This is a genomic window from Flavobacterium sp. N2270 (assembly GCF_025947225.1).
Classification (GTDB): Bacteria; Bacteroidota; Bacteroidia; order Flavobacteriales; family Flavobacteriaceae; genus Flavobacterium.
This window is the reverse complement of the sequence record NZ_CP110005.1, coordinates 280,486-300,682: the sequence shown is the minus strand read 5'-3', so window position 1 is coordinate 300,682 and position 20,197 is coordinate 280,486. Positions and strand designations below refer to the sequence as shown.

Genomic DNA, 20,197 nt, shown 5'->3' with positions numbered 1-20,197 from the left:
TGGTTTTTTGCCACTTTTTTATTCTCTATGTACTTTATTAAAATCAAATGCAGGTTTGCAAATGGCAATATATTCACAAGGTTCATCAAAAGGATTTGAATATTGAACTCTAGTATTTGCTTCAATTTTTATAGATTGGCCAGCTTCTAAAACAATAATTGTGTCTTCAATAATAAATTGCTTTTTACCAGAAATAATATACGTATATTCTTCAAATTCTGGAGTTTGAAAAGGTTCACTCCATTTTGGTGGGGCAATCATGTGAGCAATAGAAATGTTTTTATTTTCAGTAGATGCTAATCCATGATGCTCTTCAATTAACTTTCCATCGGTCGTAGGAACCACAAAAGGATTTTTCTGTATTAAGTATTTTTTCATGATTTTTCAAATTAGTATTTATTTCAAAAATAGCATAAATCCACTAATTACTATTCGCTAATTACTATTTACTAATCACTAATCCTTATCTTTGACAACTATTTTAAGTACAATGTTGAAGAAAGAAACACAAATTGCGGTTGATAAAGGCGAAATGTTGCCTTTAATGGAGGAGTTTTATACCATTCAAGGAGAAGGTTATCATACAGGTACAGCTGCTTATTTTATTAGAATTGGCGGTTGCGATGTGGGTTGCCATTGGTGTGATGTTAAAGAAAGTTGGAATGCAGAGTTGCACCCACCAACACATGTTGATGTTTTTGTGGCTAATGCAAAAAAATATGCCAAAACGGTTGTGGTTACAGGTGGAGAGCCTTTAACATGGGATATGAGTTTCTTAACAGCCCAATTAAAAGCACAAGATTTAAAAGTACATATTGAAACTTCTGGAGCATATCCAGTAACTGGAACTTGGGATTGGTTTTGTTTATCACCAAAGAAAATGAAATTACCGGTTCAAGGCGCTTATGATATTGCAAACGAACTAAAAGTAATCATTTTCAATAAGCATGATTTTCAATTTGCTGAAGAACAAGCTGCAAAAACAAATCCAAATGCTATTCTTTTTTTACAACCAGAGTGGAGTAAAAAAGAAGAAATGACTCCGCTAATAGTTGATTATGTAATGAATAATCCAAAATGGAGAGTTTCTTTGCAAACACATAAATATTTGAATATTCCTTAAGTCAATGAAAAAGATAGTTTTTACTTTATTAATTAGTTTGTTTTTTGTCAATTTTTCAAATGCACAACTTGGTGGTGGTGGAGGCGAAGTATATTTAAATGGAGATTTAATAGATGCTAAATTTCAAGGTGGAGATATTGAAAAGTTTTATGATTTTATAATTGAAAACTTTGATGTTTCATCTGTCGAAAGAAAAGGTCAAATTATTTTTACTTTTAACGTAAATGAGCTTGGAGAAGTTAAGAACATTAGAATATTACGCGATTTAGGAACTAATTCTGCAATAGAATTAATACGTGTTTTAAAAAAAGCGCCTAAATGGGAACCAGCAAGAAGAGGAGGGAAACCAATTAGTGTTCAATTTAAAATGCCACTAACGTTTAATTAGTTAATCGAGCCAAATAATCAAAATGTTCGCCTTCTAAAATCAGTTCACATTCTAAACCATTTGCGTGTGCTGCATTTTGTAAAGTGTTGTAATCAAGATAGAGCCAATCAAATTCATCTTCTTTTTCTCCTTTATATTCTAAAGAAAAAGTCAATTCACCATAATAACCATTTGCATTAATTTCATAGGCACCATCTTCATCTTGGTCAAACATATAGATAATATCTGACGAATCAATCAAAATTTGTCCGCCTTCATTTAAAAGAATTTTTAATTTTTGAAGATAAGTTGAAATTTGATTTAGTTTACCGAAAATACCGGTTCCATTCATTAATAATAAAATGGTGTCAAATTTTTCAGAAGCATCTAAATCTAACACATTCACAATTTCAGCATTTTTCAAACCACGCAGTTTACAAGCTTCAATTGCGTTTTCCGAAATGTCAATTGCAGTTACTTCAAATTTTCTTTCATTTTGAAGATATAAAGCATGGCTTCCAGCGCCACATCCAACATCTAAAACTTTTCCTTTAGTCAATTGTAATGCTTTTTGTTCCAGTTTTGGCATCTCTTTAAAATCACGAAACAAATACGCAACACTCATTTCATCTGCTTCAGAAATAGAAGTTTCCGTAATGATATCTTCCGGATTATTATTAGTTTGATAATCTAAAATGGCTTTTCCAAAAAGGTCTTTCATAATAAAAGTTAATGAGTTTAGAAGTTTATGAGTTTAAAAGTCTAAATTTGTTTTAGCTTTAATGAATTAATTCAAATAATGTTAAAACCAAATCTAAACGAACTCGGAAAACTTGCCAAAGATACGCATATCGAAAACAAAAAGTATTTTGATAAGCTGAAAAAACGCACGCCAAAAAATTTGGATAAAGTGATGCAGGATTTGCACGATGCCGAATTTAAAAAAACCGACTGTTTAGATTGTGCTAATTGCTGTAAAACTACGGGACCATTATTTACCATTACCGATATTGAACGTATTTCTAAAAATTTCAAACAAAAACCACAACAATTCATTGATCAATATTTGCGAATAGATGAAGACAACGATTATGTGTTGCAAAGTGTGCCTTGTACTTTTTTAGATAATGAAAATAAATGCTTCATTTATGACATTCGTCCGAAAGCGTGTCGCGAATTTCCACATACCAATAGAAAGAAATTCCAACAAATAACTGATTTAACTTTAAAAAACGTAGAAGTTTGTCCTGCAGCTTACAATATTGTAGAGAAAATGAAAGAAAAAATGCCTTTGTGATTTAGTTTAAATTTTAGTTTTAATCATTTCTAAAAACATTCTTTGGAATTTCTTTTTCAAATAAAGTCTGATATTTTTTTAAATCAGTACTATCTTTTATTGAGTAATTCAAAAGAATATAACTATTTATTGGTTTTGATTTTTGATAAATTACCAGATAACTTAATTCTAAATTTGGTTTCTTATTTGGAAGATTTGTATAAGGATTTGAATTGTTGTTTCCATAAAATACTTTTCCTTTTTTCTCAAATGTAAAATCGCATTTATTTGATATATTTAGGCCTTTTGTAACTATATATTTATCAATCTTACCAATTGCTATTTCGTAATCTGCTTTTAAATCTGTTATTTTTTGGTCTTTATTGATGTACATAAAACCTGCTGCTGTAAAAACAATAAGTATGACAAAATATATAGGAATAGAATATCTATTATAAGATTTAGAGTTTTTAAAAAAATAAACTAAAGCAATAATGAAAACTATAGCTACAATTATTGTCAATAATATACTTAACGACGTAAATCCTTGAAAATTATTTAAATCTGTTAAATCTGTGTTCCAAAGATTACTCATAAATCAAATACTTACTTCTCATTTCTTTAAATTCAACCAAACTTTTTTGCCAAGAAGCTCTAATTTCATTTTCAGAAATACCTTTTTCAATTTGTTCTTGTAGTTTTTTCGTTCCGGCTAATTTGGTAAAAAACGAATTAAAAAACTTCGATTTGTCAGTAGTTTCAGCATAAGCTTTCATCAACCATTTTAATTCCAATTGTTTTACAGGTTCAATTTTAGTTAAATCTTCACCATAACAAAGCTTTCCATTATAAGTTGGGTCTTTTGCGCCTTCGTTAGGCTGTGGCGTAAAACTAAATGCGCCTTTGTTAAGATATGGTGAACCGTAAATTTGAAATTGTTTATCTGTTCCGCGACCAACGCTTACATTCGTTCCTTCAAAAAAGCACAAACTTGCATATAAATTTATCGATTGTGCATTTGGTAAATTTGGCGAAGGTTTTACCAATAAATCATAAAACATAGTTCTTTTATAATTCTCACAAGGAATTACACTCAGATCACATTGTGTTTCGTTTTGTAACCATTTTTCACCATTAATCATTTTAGCATATTCGCCAATTGTCATTCCATGTAAAACCGGAATTGGGTGCATTCCTACAAAACTTGTAAACTCTTTTTCTAAAATCGGTCCGTCTACAATTCCACCATTCGGATTTGGTCGGTCTAAAACTATCAGCGGAATATTATTTTCAGCACAAGCTTCCATTACATAATGCAAAGAAGATATATAGGTGTAAAAACGAGCGCCAACATCTTGCAAATCAAAAACCATAATATCAATTCCTTCTAATTGCTCTGGTTTTGGTTTTTTATTATTTCCGTAAAGAGAAATTATAGGTAAGCCTGTTTTAGTATCTTTCCCATCTTTAATCACTTCGCCAGCATCAGCAGTTCCTCTAAAACCGTGTTCAGGAGCATATATTTTTTGAACGTTAATTTTTTTAGTCAACAAGAAATCAACTAAATGCGTTTTATTGGTCAAAATCCCGCTTTGATTCGTTACAATTCCTACTTTCTTATTTTCTAAAAGCGGAATGTATTTTTCAAAATTATCAGCACCAGTTTTAAAATCTAATTTGGTTTCAATATTTTCAACTTTCAACTTTTGACTTTCAACTTTAGGCTTTGCCGAATTTCCACATGAAAAAAGAAGTATAAACGAGAATAAAAATGTATTTTTGAGCATCAATTTAGAGACCATAATAATTTTGAATTTAGAATATTTTATAGCAAAACGATTAATTACTGCTAAAAGTTATAAAAGTAGTATTTCTTCTCCAATAATTAAAATTGCAATAACAGCAATTGCAATTGGAATTATCATGATGATCGTTTCTGTTGCAACAGGAATTGGTTTGCAAAATAAAATTCGCGAAAAAGTAGCTGCTTTTAACGGACATATCGTAATTGCAAATTTCGACGACAATCAATCTCAAGTCCATACCCAGCCTATATCTATTAATCAGGATTTTTATCCAAAGTTCAAAACGGTTGAAGGAATAAATCATATTCAAGCAGTCGCAAATAAAGCCGGAATTATCAGAACAGAAAGTTCGGTTGAAGGAATTATATTAAAAGGTGTTGGTAAAGATTACGTTTGGACCAATATAAAAGAATATATTATTGAAGGGCGTTTGCCTAATTATAAAGACGAACTTAACGAAGAGGTTTTAATTTCTCAATATTTAGCAAATCGATTGCATTTAAAGTTGGGCGATAAGTTCAATACGTTTTTCATGAAGGAAAGTGGTAAAATGCCTAACCTTCGTAATTTCAAAATTGTTGGAATATATAATTCGGGTTTTCAAGAATTTGATGCGTCATATGTTATAGGTGATATTCGTCACGTTCAGAGAATCAATAAGTGGAAAAAAAATGAAATTGGAGCATTCGAAGTTTTTATAAACGACTTCACTCAAATTAAAGAAATTGGAGATAAAGTCTATAAAGAAATTCCACCTACATATAATAGTGTAACCATCGAGGAAAAATTCTTTAGTATTTTCGAATTCCTTAAGCTATTCGATTTTAATATTGTTGTTATATTAATAGTAATGATTGTTGTGGCAACCATTAATATGATTGTAGCCTTGTTGGTTCTTATTTTAGAGCGTACTCAAATGATTGGAATCTTAAAAGCATTGGGAGCAAACAACTGGAATATTCGAAAAATATTTTTGTATAACGCAGCTTATTTAATTTCAAGAGGCTTATTATTTGGTAATCTAATCGCACTCGCTTTATTGTTTCTTCAAAAAACATTCGGAATAATTAAGTTGAATCCACAAAATTATTACGTAAGCGAAGTTCAGGTCGATATTAATCTTCTACACATTTTACTTTTAAATCTAGGAACAATAATAATTTGTTTACTGGTTTTATTAATTCCTTCTTATATAATTACTAAGATTTCTCCGGTAAAAGCCATCCGATTCGATTAATTTTTTTTAGTAGCTTATTCCCGCTTTCCGCTGTATCTTTTATTATTTTCAGGGAAAATTAATAAAAGGATGCCGCTACACTCGGGGCTATGGCGGGTTTGTTTGAGTTGTAAATTGTTTATTTGTATACTATATATAAAGTATTAAAGTTGTTTTTTAAAACAATTTCATTTAATTTTTGTGTTTGAAACATGAATTTTCTTCTTGAATCTGTTTCTTGAACTTGTATTTAAAACTAGAGATTAGCATTTAAAACTTGTATTTGTTCTTGCACTTAAAATTTAAAATTGATTTTTTTTGATTTGTAAGTATCTTGTAATCAAAGGATAGAAAAATACTTTAAAAAATAGATTAAAAAAGGTTTGCGGGAATGAGAAAAGGTGCTACTTTTGCACCCGCATTCAAAGGCAAGTTCATTACATTTATTGATAAGTTAACTTAGGGTTAACGGCTGGTAAAAAAGAAAATTTTTTTTCAAAAAAAGTTTGCCAGAGTCAAAAAAGGTTTTACCTTTGCAGCCCGCAATTGTGGCGACGTTCTGAGAATTATTGAGTAAGTGGATAAGAAATAAAAAATTTAATTTTTTTTTCAAAAACACTTGTGAGATTAAAAAGAAGTTGTACTTTTGCACCCGCTTTGAGAAACAAGCGATAATAAAAAGAATGACACGTTCATAGACATATTGGATTGACAGCACGATTTAGATCTTCGGATTTAGATTGTAAAAAATAAGAGAGTAAGACTTAAGAGATTAAGAAATAAACCTAGCCTTTATCGTACAATATTAAAAACACTACGATGAAGAGTTTGATCCTGGCTCAGGATGAACGCTAGCGGCAGGCCTAACACATGCAAGTCGAGGGGTAGAGTTAGCTTGCTAACTTGAGACCGGCGCACGGGTGCGTAACGCGTATGCAATCTACCTTATACAGGGGAATAGCCCAGAGAAATTTGGATTAATGCCCCATAGTATTATTGAATGGCATCATTTGATAATTAAAGTTCCAACGGTATAAGATGAGCATGCGTCCCATTAGTTAGTTGGTAAGGTAACGGCTTACCAAGACTATGATGGGTAGGGGTCCTGAGAGGGAGATCCCCCACACTGGTACTGAGACACGGACCAGACTCCTACGGGAGGCAGCAGTGAGGAATATTGGACAATGGGCGCAAGCCTGATCCAGCCATGCCGCGTGCAGGAAGACGGTCCTATGGATTGTAAACTGCTTTTATACAGGAAGAAACACCTCTACGTGTAGAGGCTTGACGGTACTGTAAGAATAAGGATCGGCTAACTCCGTGCCAGCAGCCGCGGTAATACGGAGGATCCAAGCGTTATCCGGAATCATTGGGTTTAAAGGGTCCGTAGGCGGCCTTATAAGTCAGTGGTGAAATCTCCTAGCTCAACTAGGAAACTGCCATTGATACTGTAGGGCTTGAATTATTAGGAAGTAACTAGAATATGTAGTGTAGCGGTGAAATGCTTAGATATTACATGGAATACCAATTGCGAAGGCAGGTTACTACTAATTGATTGACGCTGATGGACGAAAGCGTGGGTAGCGAACAGGATTAGATACCCTGGTAGTCCACGCCGTAAACGATGGATACTAGCTGTTCGGAGCAATCTGAGTGGCTAAGCGAAAGTGATAAGTATCCCACCTGGGGAGTACGAACGCAAGTTTGAAACTCAAAGGAATTGACGGGGGCCCGCACAAGCGGTGGAGCATGTGGTTTAATTCGATGATACGCGAGGAACCTTACCAAGGCTTAAATGGGAAACGACAGATTTGGAAACAGATTTTTCTTCGGACGTTTTTCAAGGTGCTGCATGGTTGTCGTCAGCTCGTGCCGTGAGGTGTCAGGTTAAGTCCTATAACGAGCGCAACCCCTGTCGTTAGTTGCCAGCGAGTCATGTCGGGAACTCTAACGAGACTGCCAGTGTAAACTGTGAGGAAGGTGGGGATGACGTCAAATCATCACGGCCCTTACGCCTTGGGCCACACACGTGCTACAATGGACGGTACAGAGAGCAGCTACTGGGTGACCAGATGCGAATCTTCAAAACCGTTCTCAGTTCGGATCGAAGTCTGCAACTCGACTTCGTGAAGCTGGAATCGCTAGTAATCGGATATCAGCCATGATCCGGTGAATACGTTCCCGGGCCTTGTACACACCGCCCGTCAAGCCATGGAAGCTGGGGGTACCTGAAGTCGGTGACCGCAAGGAGCTGCCTAGGGTAAAACTGGTAACTAGGGCTAAGTCGTAACAAGGTAGCCGTACCGGAAGGTGCGGCTGGAACACCTCCTTTCTAGAGAAAGATAAAGAATAGGTTCTTTATTGATTGGGGATTACTCTCGCTGTTAGTTCAAATAATACAATATAAGTAAAAAACAGAGTCTCGTAGCTCAGCTGGTTAGAGTACTACACTGATAATGTAGGGGTCGGCAGTTCGAGTCTGCCCGGGACTACTTTTTTAACTTATAAGGAAATTCTAGAAGTTGGGATTCACAATTCATAATTCTGAATTCATAATTTTGGATTTAAAATTGGGGGATTAGCTCAGCTGGCTAGAGCGCTTGCCTTGCACGCAAGAGGTCATCGGTTCGACTCCGATATTCTCCACAACGGCTATACGTTAAAACTGGCATTATTGTCAGTGGCGACGCGCCACAAGTTCATTGACATATTGAGAAAAGAAAATATATTAAATATATAGAAAGCACAAATTTTTGGGTATTCTACTTATGTAGGATATTTAATAAAACAAGTACAATAAGCAAAATAAGGGCGTATGGGGAATGCCTAGGCTCTCAGAGGCGATGAAGGACGTGATAAGCTGCGAAAAGCTACGGGGATCGGCACACACGAATTGATCCGTAGATATCCGAATGGGGCAACCCGGCATGTTGAAGACATGTCACTCCGATAGGAGAGTAAACCCGCTGAACTGAAACATCTAAGTAGGCGGAGGAGAAGAAAACAAAAGTGATTCCGTAAGTAGTGGCGAGCGAACGCGGATTAGCCCAAACCAATGTTGTTACGGCAATATTGGGGTTGTAGGACCACGACATTTCATGCGGATTGAATTAGAATAACCTGGAAAGGTTAACCATAGAGGGTGATAGTCCCGTATAAGTAAGAGAAGATATGAATAGTGGTATCCTGAGTAGTGCGGGGCACGTGAAACCCTGTATGAATCTGGCGGGACCATCCGCTAAGGCTAAATACTCCTGAGAGACCGATAGTGAACCAGTACCGTGAGGGAAAGGTGAAAAGAACCGTGAATAACGGAGTGAAATAGATCCTGAAACCATACGCTTACAAGCGGTCGGAGCCCTTAAGTGGGGTGACGGCGTGCCTTTTGCATAATGAGCCTACGAGTTAACGTTGCTGGCAAGGATAAGTGGTTAAGCCATGGATCCGTAGCGAAAGCGAGTCTGAATAGGGCGCTTTAGTCAGTAGTGTTAGACGCGAAACCGTGTGATCTACCCATGGGCAGGTTGAAGCTTTGTTAACCCAAAGTGGAGGACCGAACCCGTTGACGTTGAAAAGTCTTGGGATGACCTGTGGGTAGGGGTGAAAGGCCAATCAAACTCGGAAATAGCTCGTACTCCCCGAAATGCATTTAGGTGCAGCGATGAAATATAGTTATATAGAGGTAGAGCTACTGATTGGATGCGGGGGTTTCACCACCTACCAATTCCTGACAAACTCCGAATGCTATATAATGGTCCTCATCAGTGAGGGCATGGGTGCTAAGGTCCATGTCCGAGAGGGAAAGAACCCAGACCATCAGCTAAGGTCCCCAAATGTATGCTAAGTTGAAATAACGCGGTTTGTCTGCTTAGACAGCTAGGATGTTGGCTTGGAAGCAGCCATTCATTTAAAGAGTGCGTAACAGCTCACTAGTCGAGCGGACGAGCATGGATAATAATCGGGCATAAGTATACTACCGAAGCTATGGATTTGTAATTTATTACAAGTGGTAGGGGAGCATTCTAAACTGGGTCGAAGGTGTGATGTGAGTCATGCTGGACTGTTTAGAAAAGAAAATGTAGGCATAAGTAACGATAATGCGGGCGAGAAACCCGCACACCGAAAAACTAAGGTTTCCACAGCTATGCTAATCAGCTGTGGGTTAGTCTGGTCCTAACGCGAACCCGAAAGGGGTAGTGGATGGCCAACGGGTTAATATTCCCGTACTACTTATAATTGTGATGGAATGACGGAGTGATGAAAGCACCGCGAACTGACGGAATAGTTCGTTGAAGATTGTAGCTATAGAGACTGTAGGCAAATCCGCAGATTCTGGCAAAGATCGATAGTACTCGGAGTCTTCGGACAAAGGGATAGTGTGCCTAAGGGCTTCCAAGAAAAGTTTCTAAACTTAGATTATAAGTACCAGTACCGTAAACCGACACAGGTAGTTGGGGAGAGAATCCTAAGGTGCTCGAGAGATTCATGGCTAAGGAATTAGGCAAAATAGACCCGTAACTTCGGGAGAAGGGTCGCCACGCAAATGCGTGGCCGCAGTGAAAAGATCCAGGCGACTGTTTATCAAAAACACAGGGCTCTGCAAAATCGTAAGATGAAGTATAGGGCCTGACACCTGCCCGGTGCTTGAAGGTTAAGTGGAGATGTTATCTTCGGAGAAGCATTGAAATGAAGCCCAAGTAAACGGCGGCCGTAACTATAACGGTCCTAAGGTAGCGAAATTCCTTGTCGGGTAAGTTCCGACCTGCACGAATGGTGTAACGATCTGGATACTGTCTCAGCCATGAGCTCGGTGAAATTGTAGTAGCGGTGAAGATGCCGCTTACCCGCAGTGGGACGAAAAGACCCTGTGCACCTTTACTATAGCTTAGTATTGACCTTGGATAAGTGATGTGTAGGATAGGTTGGAGACTGTGAAGTGGCGTCGCTAGGCGTTGTGGAGTCATTGTTGAAATACAACCCTTTGCTTATCTAGGGCCTAACCCCGTTTTTCGGGGGACATTGCTTGGTGGGTAGTTTGACTGGGGTGGTCGCCTCCAAAAGAGTAACGGAGGCTTCTAAAGGTTCCCTCAGCACGCTTGGTAACCGTGCGTAGAGTGCAATGGTATAAGGGAGCTTGACTGAGAGACATACAGGTCGATCAGGTACGAAAGTAGAGCATAGTGATCCGGTGGTTCCGCATGGAAGGGCCATCGCTCAAAGGATAAAAGGTACGCCGGGGATAACAGGCTGATCTCCCCCAAGAGCTCATATCGACGGGGGGTTTGGCACCTCGATGTCGGCTCGTCACATCCTGGGGCTGGAGAAGGTCCCAAGGGTTGGGCTGTTCGCCCATTAAAGTGGCACGCGAGCTGGGTTCAGAACGTCGTGAGACAGTTCGGTCTCTATCTACTGTGGGCGCAAGAAATTTGAGTGGATCTGATTCTAGTACGAGAGGACCGAATTGGACAAACCGCTGGTGTATCTGTTGTTCCGCCAGGAGCACTGCAGAGTAGCTACGTTTGGAAGGGATAAGCGCTGAAAGCATATAAGCGCGAAACCCACCACAAGATGAGATTTCTTTTAAGGGTCCTAGAAGATGACTAGGTTGATAGGCTATAGATGTAAAGGCAGTAATGTCATAGTCAAGTAGTACTAATAACCCGTAAGCTTATGTACATTTTCCTCCCACTTCGGTGGGAGGGAGAAACTTTCTATACAAACATGATTTTCTTGTCTCAGTATGTTAAGATATTATTCAATGGATAATTAACAATTAATAATTGATAATTAAACTTGAAAAAATTGCCTAAAGCAATTTAACCTCTTAAGGTGGTTATTGCAGCGGGGCTCACCTCTTCCCATTCCGAACAGAGAAGTTAAGCCCGCTTGCGCAGATGGTACTGCAATCCTGTGGGAGAGTATGACACCGCCTTTCTTTTAAAAACCCTGTTCTAACGAACGGGGTTTTTTGTTTTATGTGGGTTTTTAGAAATGAGGAATCTCATTAAATTACTTGAATTTATACTGTTTAGCTACTGGTGTGACCCTTCCTTGCGTCAGGGTGACAAAGAAATACATTAATTATTATACCAAACGAAATAGATATTGCGTTCTAAGAAGCTTTAAATTGTGTTGTGGTTTGGTGTTATGAATTAAGAATTGGATTTAGTATTTGTTTTGTAGGATTGAAAAAGGCGAACCGTTTTAATTGCTCGCCTATGTTTCTTTAATTACTTTGTAGGCACGGACTACAAATCCGAGCTATCAGACTATGGTTTAATTAAAAATCTCTTTAATTAATTCTATAATATTTATTTTGTTTATAACTCCCATAAATCCTAAATAAATAAATCCTACTCCTGCAATCACACCGCTCGTATTTGTACCTGGATTTGACGATAGCTTCTTATATATACCATACAAAATATAAATTCCAGCGCAAAGTAAAACTAAACTTAAAACTAAATTTACTAAACTCATATCTTTTTAATTATTTATGTCCTTTTACAGTATTTTCCTCCATTTTATCAATATCAGTTCTTGTTCCATGGTTTAATATTCTGTTAGTTACTTTATCAGTATTTGCAATGTTTTGTCGATTCCTTTACCAGCTCTGTTTTTTAATATTGTAATGTTTTATATAATTATTACTGTCTAGGTTTGTTTATTCCTCTATCGTAAAGTACAATACTGCCAGCAACGGAAACATTTAAACTTTTTTCGGACTTAAATTTTACCAAATAATGACATTTTTCTATCGCTTTTTTTGATAGTCCATGATCTTCTGCCCCTAATAAATAGACACAACGTCTTGGGTGTTCAAAGGTTTCTAAATCAGTTGCGTTTTCATCTAGTTCTACGCCAACTAATCGTGCACCTTTTGGTAAGTTTTTGTAAAAATCTTCAAAGGATTCATAATGAAAATAAGGTAATGATTTTACTGCATTATGGGTATCACAAGCTTGTTTGGCATATCTATTTCCTATGGTGAAAATGTAACTAGCACCTAAATTTTGTGCAGAACGCCATAAAACACCTAAATTTTCTGGAGTTTTACCGTTTTGTATGCCAATACCGAAGTACTCGGTTATAAAATTATCATTCATGAGGTAAAGTACAAAGTGTTTTTATTGTTTTCAATTAATTGTGTCTTTAACATAAATTATTTTTTCAAAATATGTTCGTCTTGTTTCTCCTCTAACACTGTCATTAGGAGTTGCTTTTCTTTTATAATGTTCTACCATATACCCTCTCAAATACTTTTTACCAGGTGTATCAAACCATCTACCAAAGACTACAGTATGTTTTTTATTTACATTTGGTAAAATTCCTTGATTGAATTTATCTTTTTCAAGACAAATAAATGTATCTAGTTTAACTGTATTTTCATTTGAAAAATCACTATTGAAATTGTTTTTTTCTTTTGCTAAAACAATATAGCTTTCTGAATTAGCTTTTTCCCACATTGGAAATCCATCTTCTGCAATTGAACTAAAAGGTTCTGAAATACTTATTGTGTCACTAATGTTATTTTTATGAAACCTTACAAAAAAAGAAGTTTTTTCACCTTCTGATTCTTTCTTGAATTCTTCTTGGTCATAAATGTTAAATTTATTATTTCCATAATACATTGTATCACCTTTCTTATTAAGATAGACACTTTGGTTTAGCCAATTGCCTTTGCTCCAGCTATTATTAATTAATAAAAATTCTTTCGAATTACTCAAATAACCTTCTCTTGTGTAATAATTCCAAATTCCAAAATGTAATCCTTCTTTGTTTTTCTTTCCTTTTTTAAAAACATTCCCGTTATCATAATAATATACTAAACTATCATATTTTGATTTATAAAATAGCTCTTTATATTTTATTTCATTATTATCATAATAAAAAGTAGATTTTAATAATTTATTGCCTTTATATTCATGTAAGGTTTTTATATTTCCTGACGAGTAAAATTCATTTTCTCTTGATAACTCATTACAAGAGATTATAATTAAGAAAACTACAAAGTATTTTAAATCTTTTATTTTCATAATGCTAATTTATAATAAATTTTTGTCTCTTGTACGATTTTCTGTGAGGGATAGCAGCGGCATCCTTTTATGAAATGCAAATGGAGTAAAAGATATAGCGTATAGCCCGACCGTAACGAAGTGGAGGGCACAGCATAAAAAAAGTCCGACTTAAAAATCGGACTTTATAATATTTATTAGCGTTAGCTTATTTTACTAATCCTCTTGAAATTACAATACGTTGAATTTCTGAAGTTCCTTCGTAAATTTGTGTGATTTTAGAATCACGCATCATTCTTTCTACGTGGTATTCGCTTACATATCCATTTCCGCCGTGAATTTGTACTGCATCATTAGCTACTTCTAAGGCAATTTCAGAAGCGTATAATTTTGCCATTGCACCAGAATGAGCAATATCTTCACCAGCATCTTTTTCGGCAGCAGCTTTGTGAATTAATAATCTAGCAGCAGTTATTTTAACATGCATATCTGCTAATTTGAAAGCGATTGCTTGGTGTTGGAAAATTGGTTTTCCGAAAGTTACACGCTCTTGAGCATATTTTAAAGCTAATTCGTAAGCACCTTGAGCGATTCCTAAAGCTTGAGAAGCAATTCCTATTCTTCCTCCGTTTAGTGTTGACATTGCGAATGCAAATCCGAATCCGTCTGCACCAATTCTATTTTCTTTAGGAACTTTTACATCATTAAATAATAAAGTATGTGTATCAGAACCACGAATTCCCATTTTCTTTTCTTTAGGTCCTACTTCAAAACCTGGCATTCCTTTTTCTACAATAAGAACGTTAATTCCTTTGTGACCTTTTGCAGCATCCGTTTGAGCAATTACTAAATAAGTAGATGCTGTTCCACCATTTGTAATCCAGTTTTTTGTACCGTTTAATAAATAATGGTCGCCTTTATCAATTGCAGTTGTTCTTTGAGAAGTTGCATCAGAACCTGCTTCTGGCTCTGATAAACAAAATGCTCCAATAACTTCTCCTTTAGCAAGTGGTGTTAAATATTTAACTTTTTGTTCTTCCGAGCCGTATTTTTCTAATCCAGCACACACTAGTGAATTATTAACCGACATGATTACTGCTGCAGATGCATCCACTTTTGCAATTTCTTCCATTGCTAAAACATAAGAAACACTGTCTAAACCAGCTCCACCATATTTTGGGTCAACCATCATTCCCATGAAACCTAAATCAGCCATCATTTTAACTTGTTCAGTAGGAAATTTTGAGTGTTCGTCTCTTTCTATTACTCCAGGTAATAATTCTGTTTGAGCAAAATCTCTAGCAGCTTGCTGAATCATTAATTGCTCTTCGGTTAATTTAAAATCCATAGTATATTAATAAAGTTGGTGTATTTTATAAAAGTTTTCAAATGTACTTATTAATTAGCAATTTTTCAATAGTAATTTGTAATTTTAACCCATGTTTAAAGATAGTTATCAGGTTGTTGGCGTAATGTCGGGCACATCGTTAGATGGTGTAGATTTGGTTTATGTAACCTTAACATATTCTGATAAGTGGGATTTTGATATTCATTTTTCGGAAACTATTCCTTATTCAGACTATTGGTTTAATCTGTTGTCAAGTGCTGTAAATTCTTCAAAACAAGAGCTGTTAGATTTAAATGAATCTTACACGGAAGAATTGGCTAGAATAATAAATTCTTTTATTTTGAAGTATTCTATTGTTGAAATTGATGCAGTTGCTTCTCATGGACACACAGTTTTACATCAACCACAAAATGGATTTACACTTCAAATAGGTAATCTTGAGAAACTATATACTTTGCTTAAGCAAAATGTAGTTTGTGATTTTAGAGTTCAAGATGTTGAATTTGGTGGTCAAGGAGCGCCATTAGTGCCTATTGGCGATCGTTTGTTGTTTTCTCAATATGAATATTGTTTGAATTTAGGTGGATTTTCGAATATTTCATTTGAAGAAAATTCACGTAGAATTGCATTTGATATTTCACCTGTTAATACTGTGATGAATTTGTATGCAAATAAATTAGGTTTTGCTTATGACGATAGAGGTAGTTTAGCAAGAAGTGGAAATTTAAATACTAAGTTATTAGCCGAATTGAATGGCTTACCTTTTTATAAATTGCCTTATCCAAAATCACTAGGAATTGAATTTGTCAATGAAATCATATTACCGTTAATTTCTAAATATAAGATTTCTGAAATTGATTTGTTGCGAACATTTGTAGAACATGTTGCTTTTCAAATAAGTAGCTCAATATCTCGAGGAGATACATCACTTTTAGTAACTGGAGGAGGAGCTTATAACGATTTTTTAATTGAACGAATGCAAAGTTATTTGCCTGAAATTAATATTGTTATTCCTGATAAAGTTACGTTAGAGTTTAAAGAAGCACTTGTTTTTGCATTACTAGGAGTTTTAAAATTGCGTAATGAAATTAATGTATTATCGTCAGTTACTGGAGCAAATAAGGATCATTGTTCAGGAAAAGTTTTTCACTATAATTTATAATACACTGAAAATCAGTTATCAGTTGTTTTTTTGAAATGCCAACTTGTTAATTTAGAGTTACAGAATATACATAATTCATAAGAATATGTATATTTGTAAAACTCAAAAGAACGAACATAAATGAAAGATTTATTAAAGAAATTTGAAAATAAAGAACCAGAAATAGTATTCAATTGGAAAGATCCTGAAACAGAAGCAGAAGGATGGACGGTAATTAATTCTTTAAGAGGTGGTGCTGCAGGTGGCGGAACCAGAATGCGTAAAGGGTTAGATATGAATGAAGTACTTTCTTTAGCTAAGACTATGGAAGTTAAATTTTCTGTTTCTGGACCAGCAATTGGTGGTGCAAAGTCAGGAATTAATTTTGATCCAAATGATCCTCGTAAAAAAGGTGTTTTAGAAAGATGGTATAAAGCAGTTTCTCCTTTGCTTAAAAACTACTATGGAACTGGTGGAGATTTAAATGTGGATGAAATTCATGAAGTTATTCCTATGACAGAAGCTTGTGGTGTTTGGCATCCGCAAGAAGGAGTTTTTAATGGACATTTTCAACCAACAGAAGCAGATAAAATTAATAGAATTGGACAATTGCGTCAAGGAGTAATCAAAGTAATAGAAAATCCAAATTTTTCTCCAGATGTAAACAGAAAGTATACAATTGCTGATATGATTACCGGTTATGGAGTTGCTGAAGCTGTTCGTCATTTTTATGATATTTATGGTGGTAATGTAAAAGGGAAAAAAGCTATTGTTCAGGGTTTTGGAAACGTAGGTTCTGCAGCAGCTTTTTATTTAGCTGAAATGGGAGCTAAAGTAGTTGGAATTATTGATAGAGATGGTGGTTTAATTAATGAAAATGGTTTTTCATTTCAAGAAATTACAGAACTATTCTTAAATAAAGATGGAAATAAATTAGTTGCGCCTAATATGATTCCTTTTGATGAAATAAATGAGAAAATTTGGACTTTAGGTGCAGATATTTTCGCACCGTGCGCAGCTTCAAGATTAGTTCAAAAAACACAAGTAGACGCAATGATTGAATCTGGTTTAGAAGTAATTTCATGTGGTGCTAATGTTCCTTTTGCTGATAAAGAAATTTTCTTTGGGTCAATTATGGAAGAAACAGACTCTAAAGTAAGTTTAATTCCAGACTTTATTTCGAACTGTGGAATGGCAAGAGTTTTTGCATATTTTATGGAGAAAAAAGTACAAATGACTGATGAATCAATTTTTTCTGACACTTCAAATATTATAAAATCAGCAATTCAAAAAACATTCGATGCAAATTCAGATAAAAAGAATATTAGTGCTCGCGCATTTGAAATTGCTTTAAAACAACTTATTAAATAATTAAAAAATGGAAATTCTATTAATTACAATATTTGTTCTTGGTTATGTTGCAATAGCTATGGAACACACTTTTAAAATTGACAAATTAATTCCTGCTTTAGGAATGATGGCAATTTTATGGGCATTAATAGCTGTAAATCATTTGGAAGTTTTTGAGATTCTTCCTGGTGTTGGAAAAGAAAGCCATCATGTAGAAGGTGTTTTGTTACATCATTTAGGAAAAACAGCCGAGATTTTATTTTTCCTTATGGGAGCTATGACTATTGTTGAAATTGTTGATTATTTTGATGGTTTTTCTACTATTAAATCATTTATTAAAACTAAAAGTAAAGGAAAGTTACTTTGGTTGTTTACTATTTTGGCATTTGTACTTTCAGCAATTATCGACAATTTAACAGCAACAATTGTATTAATTACAATTTTACAAAAAATCATAAAAGACAGAGAAGTGCGTCTGTGGTTTGCTGGATTAATTGTAATTGCAGCTAATGCAGGTGGTGCTTGGTCTCCAATCGGAGATGTTACTACAACAATGCTTTGGATTGCAAATAAAGTTTCTGCAGCGCAATTAATTGAGCACGTATTGTTGCCTTCTATTTTATGTTTTGCAGTTCCTACATTTATTGCTTCTCGAATGAAGATATTTAAAGGTTTTATTGAGCCAGAAGTTGAAGAAGAGAAATCTACTGATAAATATAGTGCAATAATGTTCTACTTAGGTTTGGGCTCAATTCTATTTGTACCTGTATTTAAAACAATAACACATTTACCACCTTATGTAGGAATGATGTTGTCTTTAGCGGTAGTAGCTGCTGTAGCAGAGTTTTTAAGTAATAGAAAATTTACATTAGGTGAAGCTACTTCAGAAGGCGGACATCATTCGCCTGTTCATAAGTCGCTATCAAAAATTGAAATGCCAAGTATTTTGTTCTTTTTAGGAATTTTAATGGCTGTTGCAGCTTTAGAATCTCTGGGAATGTTATTTGACTTTGCAGGAACTTTAGAAGCTAATGTTCCTTACCTTGGTACTGAACATTCTTCTACAAAAATTTCTGATTTAGTAGTTTTATTGTTAGGAGTAGGTTCAGCAGTAATCGATAATGTACCATTAGTTGCAGCAAGTATTGGAATGTTTCAAATTGGAATGGATGAACCAGCATGGCATTTTATTGCTTATTCAGCTGGTACTGGAGGTAGTATCTTAATTATAGGTTCTGCTGCAGGTGTTGTTGCAATGGGAATGGAAAAAATTGACTTCATGTGGTATTTAAAAAATATTGGATGGTTAGCGTTAGTTGGTTTCTTGGCAGGCTCTGCAGGTTTTATCATTTTAAGAGATTTTTTACTAAACGCTGCTCATTAAAAAAACAATTTTTTTTTAAATTATTCGTTATATAATAAATTTTAAACATGAATATATTTCTTCAAGCAGATAGTTTAGCTGTAGCAAGTCAAATTTTACCAGAAGACACACAACCAGTTGAACAAACTTTATCAATTTGGTCCTTACTTACAAGTGGTGGAGCAGGTGGTATAGCAATAATGATTGTTTTGTTCTTGTTGTTATTTATGGCTTTATTTCTTTATTTTGAGAGAATTATGGCAATCAATAAAGCAAGTAAAATTGACTCTAGCTTTATGAATAATATTAAGTTACATATTTCTTCAGGAAAAATAGATGCAGCAAAAATGTTATGTGCTCAAACAAATTCACCAGTCGCTCGTTTAATTGAAAAAGGAATTTCTCGCATTGGAAAACCTTTAGAAGATATTAATACTGCAATTGAAAACGCAGGTAATCTTGAATTGTATAAGTTAGAAAAAAACACAAGTATGTTGGCTACTATTTCTGGAGCCGGACCTATGATTGGTTTCTTAGGAACAGTACTTGGTATGATTCTTGCTTTTCATAAAATGGCTAGCGGAGGTGGGCAAATTGAAGTTGGTGCTCTTGCCGAAGGTATTTATACTGCAATGACTACAACAGTAGTTGGTCTTGTCGTTGGTATCATTGCTTATATGGGTTATAATCACTTAGTTGTTAAAACAAATAAGATTGTTAACCAAATGGAAGCTAATGCAGTTGAGTTTTTAGATTTATTAAACGAACCAGTATAATATGAAGTTAGGTAAAAATAAAAATAAAGTATCTACTGAATTCAACATGTCTTCTATGACGGATATTGTTTTCTTGTTACTAATTTTTTTCATGATAACTTCAACGATGGTTACTACTAATGCTTTAGATTTAGTTTTACCTAAAGGAAAAGGTAAAACCGATAGTAATAAAAATTTAGCGGTTAGTATAGATAAAGATTTACAATTTTTTATAGATAAAGATAAAGTTGATGAGGCTCAGTTAGAGTCTCAGCTTTTGTCTTTAATGGAAAATCAAGAACAAAAAGCTATTATTTTGAGAGCAGAAAAATCTGTTCCACATGAAAAAGTGGTTTATGTAATGGATATTGCTTACAGAAATGGTATGAAAATGGTTGTAGCTGTAAATCCAAAATAATTTACATCTTAGTTTTTCAA

The 20,197-nt window shown here is 34.8% G+C and carries 17 protein-coding genes, 2 tRNA genes and 3 rRNA genes; 14 read left to right on the top strand and 8 right to left on the bottom strand.

The genetic code is table 11. From position 1 onward, the window contains the following. Positions 1–18: 18 nt before the first annotated feature. Positions 19–378 carry a cupin domain-containing protein gene (locus tag OLM55_RS01540; protein WP_264559658.1) on the bottom strand — a complete coding sequence of 120 codons (360 nt, stop codon included), beginning with the start codon at positions 376–378 and terminating at the stop codon, positions 19–21. A 112-nt stretch (positions 379–490) separates the two neighbouring features. Between OLM55_RS01540 and OLM55_RS01535 the strand changes: the two genes are divergently transcribed. Together OLM55_RS01535 and OLM55_RS01530 are read left to right on the top strand one after the other, a co-directional pair. Beyond that, positions 491–1,123, top strand: coding sequence for a 7-carboxy-7-deazaguanine synthase QueE (locus OLM55_RS01535; RefSeq protein ID WP_264560577.1), 633 nt, complete (start codon positions 491–493; stop codon positions 1,121–1,123). Positions 1,124–1,127: 4 nt separating this feature from the next. After that, positions 1,128–1,511: an energy transducer TonB gene (locus OLM55_RS01530; protein WP_264559657.1), complete on the top strand. Its 384-nt coding sequence runs from the start codon at positions 1,128–1,130 to the stop codon at positions 1,509–1,511. On the opposite strand, the gene OLM55_RS01525 is transcribed toward OLM55_RS01530, so the two are convergent. Beyond that, a complete protein-coding gene (locus OLM55_RS01525) occupies positions 1,504–2,211 on the bottom strand; it encodes a class I SAM-dependent methyltransferase (RefSeq protein ID WP_264559656.1) in 708 nt (235 codons plus the stop codon). The genes OLM55_RS01530 and OLM55_RS01525 overlap by 8 nt on opposite strands. A gap of 78 nt (positions 2,212–2,289) precedes the next feature. Between OLM55_RS01525 and OLM55_RS01520 the strand changes: the two genes are divergently transcribed. After that, entirely contained in the window at positions 2,290–2,787 is a 498-nt protein-coding gene (locus OLM55_RS01520) for a YkgJ family cysteine cluster protein (protein ID WP_264559655.1), read from the top strand. Between the two features lie 19 nt (positions 2,788–2,806). Here OLM55_RS01520 and OLM55_RS01515 read toward each other — a convergent pair whose 3' ends face one another. Then, on the bottom strand, positions 2,807–3,361 hold the full coding sequence (locus OLM55_RS01515; protein WP_264559654.1) for a hypothetical protein: 555 nt from the start codon (positions 3,359–3,361) through the stop codon (positions 2,807–2,809). Further along, positions 3,354–4,568, bottom strand: coding sequence for a DUF1343 domain-containing protein (locus OLM55_RS01510; protein WP_264559653.1), 1,215 nt, complete (start codon positions 4,566–4,568; stop codon positions 3,354–3,356). Before OLM55_RS01510 ends, OLM55_RS01515 begins: the two co-directional genes overlap by 8 nt. Before the next feature lie 7 nt (positions 4,569–4,575). Between OLM55_RS01510 and OLM55_RS01505 the strand changes: the two genes are divergently transcribed. The 6 genes from OLM55_RS01505 to rrf all read left to right on the top strand — a co-directional run bounded on the left by OLM55_RS01505 (position 4,576) and on the right by rrf (position 11,722). Further along, positions 4,576–5,808 (top strand): ABC transporter permease, encoded by a 1,233-nt coding sequence (locus OLM55_RS01505; protein ID WP_264560576.1) that lies wholly within the window; start codon positions 4,576–4,578, stop codon positions 5,806–5,808. 795 nt (positions 5,809–6,603) lie between these two features. Then, positions 6,604–8,119, top strand: a 16S ribosomal RNA gene (locus OLM55_RS01500). Positions 8,120–8,205: 86 nt separating this feature from the next. Next, a tRNA-Ile gene (locus OLM55_RS01495) sits at positions 8,206–8,279 on the top strand. 80 nt (positions 8,280–8,359) lie between these two features. Next, positions 8,360–8,433: transfer RNA gene (locus OLM55_RS01490), tRNA-Ala, on the top strand. Positions 8,434–8,581: 148 nt separating this feature from the next. Beyond that, positions 8,582–11,463: ribosomal RNA gene (locus tag OLM55_RS01485) — 23S ribosomal RNA — on the top strand. 149 nt (positions 11,464–11,612) lie between these two features. After that, positions 11,613–11,722, top strand: a 5S ribosomal RNA gene (gene rrf / locus OLM55_RS01480). Together the 16S, 23S and 5S rRNA genes with 2 tRNA genes alongside form the textbook arrangement of a ribosomal RNA operon. A gap of 341 nt (positions 11,723–12,063) precedes the next feature. On the opposite strand, the gene OLM55_RS01475 is transcribed toward rrf, so the two are convergent. The 4 genes from OLM55_RS01475 to OLM55_RS01460 form a co-directional block, all read right to left on the bottom strand. Beyond that, positions 12,064–12,267, bottom strand: coding sequence for a hypothetical protein (locus OLM55_RS01475; protein WP_264559652.1), 204 nt, complete (start codon positions 12,265–12,267; stop codon positions 12,064–12,066). A 167-nt stretch (positions 12,268–12,434) separates the two neighbouring features. Then, positions 12,435–12,893: an RNA methyltransferase gene (locus OLM55_RS01470; RefSeq protein ID WP_264559651.1), complete on the bottom strand. Its 459-nt coding sequence runs from the start codon at positions 12,891–12,893 to the stop codon at positions 12,435–12,437. Between the two features lie 30 nt (positions 12,894–12,923). After that, positions 12,924–13,823, bottom strand: a complete 900-nt coding sequence (locus OLM55_RS01465; RefSeq protein ID WP_264559650.1) for a hypothetical protein — start codon at positions 13,821–13,823, stop codon at positions 12,924–12,926. A 187-nt stretch (positions 13,824–14,010) separates the two neighbouring features. Then, the gene (locus OLM55_RS01460) at positions 14,011–15,150 is read right to left on the bottom strand and encodes an acyl-CoA dehydrogenase (RefSeq protein WP_264559649.1); all 1,140 of its coding nucleotides are present in this window, start codon (positions 15,148–15,150) and stop codon (positions 14,011–14,013) included. Positions 15,151–15,241: 91 nt separating this feature from the next. On the opposite strand from OLM55_RS01460, the gene OLM55_RS01455 reads away from it, so the two are divergent. The 5 genes from OLM55_RS01455 to OLM55_RS01435 all read left to right on the top strand — a co-directional run bounded on the left by OLM55_RS01455 (position 15,242) and on the right by OLM55_RS01435 (position 20,177). Continuing rightward, positions 15,242–16,312, top strand: a complete 1,071-nt coding sequence (locus OLM55_RS01455; protein ID WP_264559648.1) for an anhydro-N-acetylmuramic acid kinase — start codon at positions 15,242–15,244, stop codon at positions 16,310–16,312. 120 nt (positions 16,313–16,432) lie between these two features. Next, positions 16,433–17,662 (top strand): Glu/Leu/Phe/Val dehydrogenase dimerization domain-containing protein, encoded by a 1,230-nt coding sequence (locus tag OLM55_RS01450; protein WP_264559647.1) that lies wholly within the window; start codon positions 16,433–16,435, stop codon positions 17,660–17,662. A gap of 7 nt (positions 17,663–17,669) precedes the next feature. Beyond that, on the top strand, positions 17,670–19,025 hold the full coding sequence (nhaD, locus tag OLM55_RS01445) for a sodium:proton antiporter NhaD (protein ID WP_264559646.1): 1,356 nt from the start codon (positions 17,670–17,672) through the stop codon (positions 19,023–19,025). Between the two features lie 47 nt (positions 19,026–19,072). Beyond that, complete coding sequence (locus tag OLM55_RS01440) at positions 19,073–19,780, top strand: MotA/TolQ/ExbB proton channel family protein (RefSeq protein WP_264559645.1); 708 nt, start codon at positions 19,073–19,075, stop codon at positions 19,778–19,780. 1 nt (position 19,781) lies between these two features. Next, positions 19,782–20,177 (top strand): ExbD/TolR family protein, encoded by a 396-nt coding sequence (locus OLM55_RS01435; protein WP_264559644.1) that lies wholly within the window; start codon positions 19,782–19,784, stop codon positions 20,175–20,177. The last annotated feature ends 20 nt before the right edge of the window (positions 20,178–20,197 follow it).

What these genes read in the sequence shown, in the direction of transcription:
- OLM55_RS01540 (WP_264559658.1), bottom strand. Translation starts at nt 378, where the DNA reads ATGAAAAAATACTTAATACAGAAAAATCCTTTTGTGGTTCCTACGACC.
- OLM55_RS01535 (WP_264560577.1), top strand. Translation starts at nt 491, where the DNA reads ATGTTGAAGAAAGAAACACAAATTGCGGTTGATAAAGGCGAAATGTTG.
- OLM55_RS01530 (WP_264559657.1), top strand. Translation starts at nt 1,128, where the DNA reads ATGAAAAAGATAGTTTTTACTTTATTAATTAGTTTGTTTTTTGTCAAT.
- OLM55_RS01525 (WP_264559656.1), bottom strand. Translation starts at nt 2,211, where the DNA reads ATGAAAGACCTTTTTGGAAAAGCCATTTTAGATTATCAAACTAATAAT.
- OLM55_RS01520 (WP_264559655.1), top strand. Translation starts at nt 2,290, where the DNA reads ATGTTAAAACCAAATCTAAACGAACTCGGAAAACTTGCCAAAGATACG.
- OLM55_RS01515 (WP_264559654.1), bottom strand. Translation starts at nt 3,361, where the DNA reads ATGAGTAATCTTTGGAACACAGATTTAACAGATTTAAATAATTTTCAA.
- OLM55_RS01510 (WP_264559653.1), bottom strand. Translation starts at nt 4,568, where the DNA reads ATGGTCTCTAAATTGATGCTCAAAAATACATTTTTATTCTCGTTTATA.
- OLM55_RS01475 (WP_264559652.1), bottom strand. Translation starts at nt 12,267, where the DNA reads ATGAGTTTAGTAAATTTAGTTTTAAGTTTAGTTTTACTTTGCGCTGGA.
- OLM55_RS01470 (WP_264559651.1), bottom strand. Translation starts at nt 12,893, where the DNA reads ATGAATGATAATTTTATAACCGAGTACTTCGGTATTGGCATACAAAAC.
- OLM55_RS01465 (WP_264559650.1), bottom strand. Translation starts at nt 13,823, where the DNA reads ATGAAAATAAAAGATTTAAAATACTTTGTAGTTTTCTTAATTATAATC.
- OLM55_RS01460 (WP_264559649.1), bottom strand. Translation starts at nt 15,150, where the DNA reads ATGGATTTTAAATTAACCGAAGAGCAATTAATGATTCAGCAAGCTGCT.
- OLM55_RS01455 (WP_264559648.1), top strand. Translation starts at nt 15,242, where the DNA reads ATGTTTAAAGATAGTTATCAGGTTGTTGGCGTAATGTCGGGCACATCG.
- OLM55_RS01450 (WP_264559647.1), top strand. Translation starts at nt 16,433, where the DNA reads ATGAAAGATTTATTAAAGAAATTTGAAAATAAAGAACCAGAAATAGTA.
- nhaD (WP_264559646.1), top strand. Translation starts at nt 17,670, where the DNA reads ATGGAAATTCTATTAATTACAATATTTGTTCTTGGTTATGTTGCAATA.
- OLM55_RS01440 (WP_264559645.1), top strand. Translation starts at nt 19,073, where the DNA reads ATGAATATATTTCTTCAAGCAGATAGTTTAGCTGTAGCAAGTCAAATT.
- OLM55_RS01435 (WP_264559644.1), top strand. Translation starts at nt 19,782, where the DNA reads ATGAAGTTAGGTAAAAATAAAAATAAAGTATCTACTGAATTCAACATG.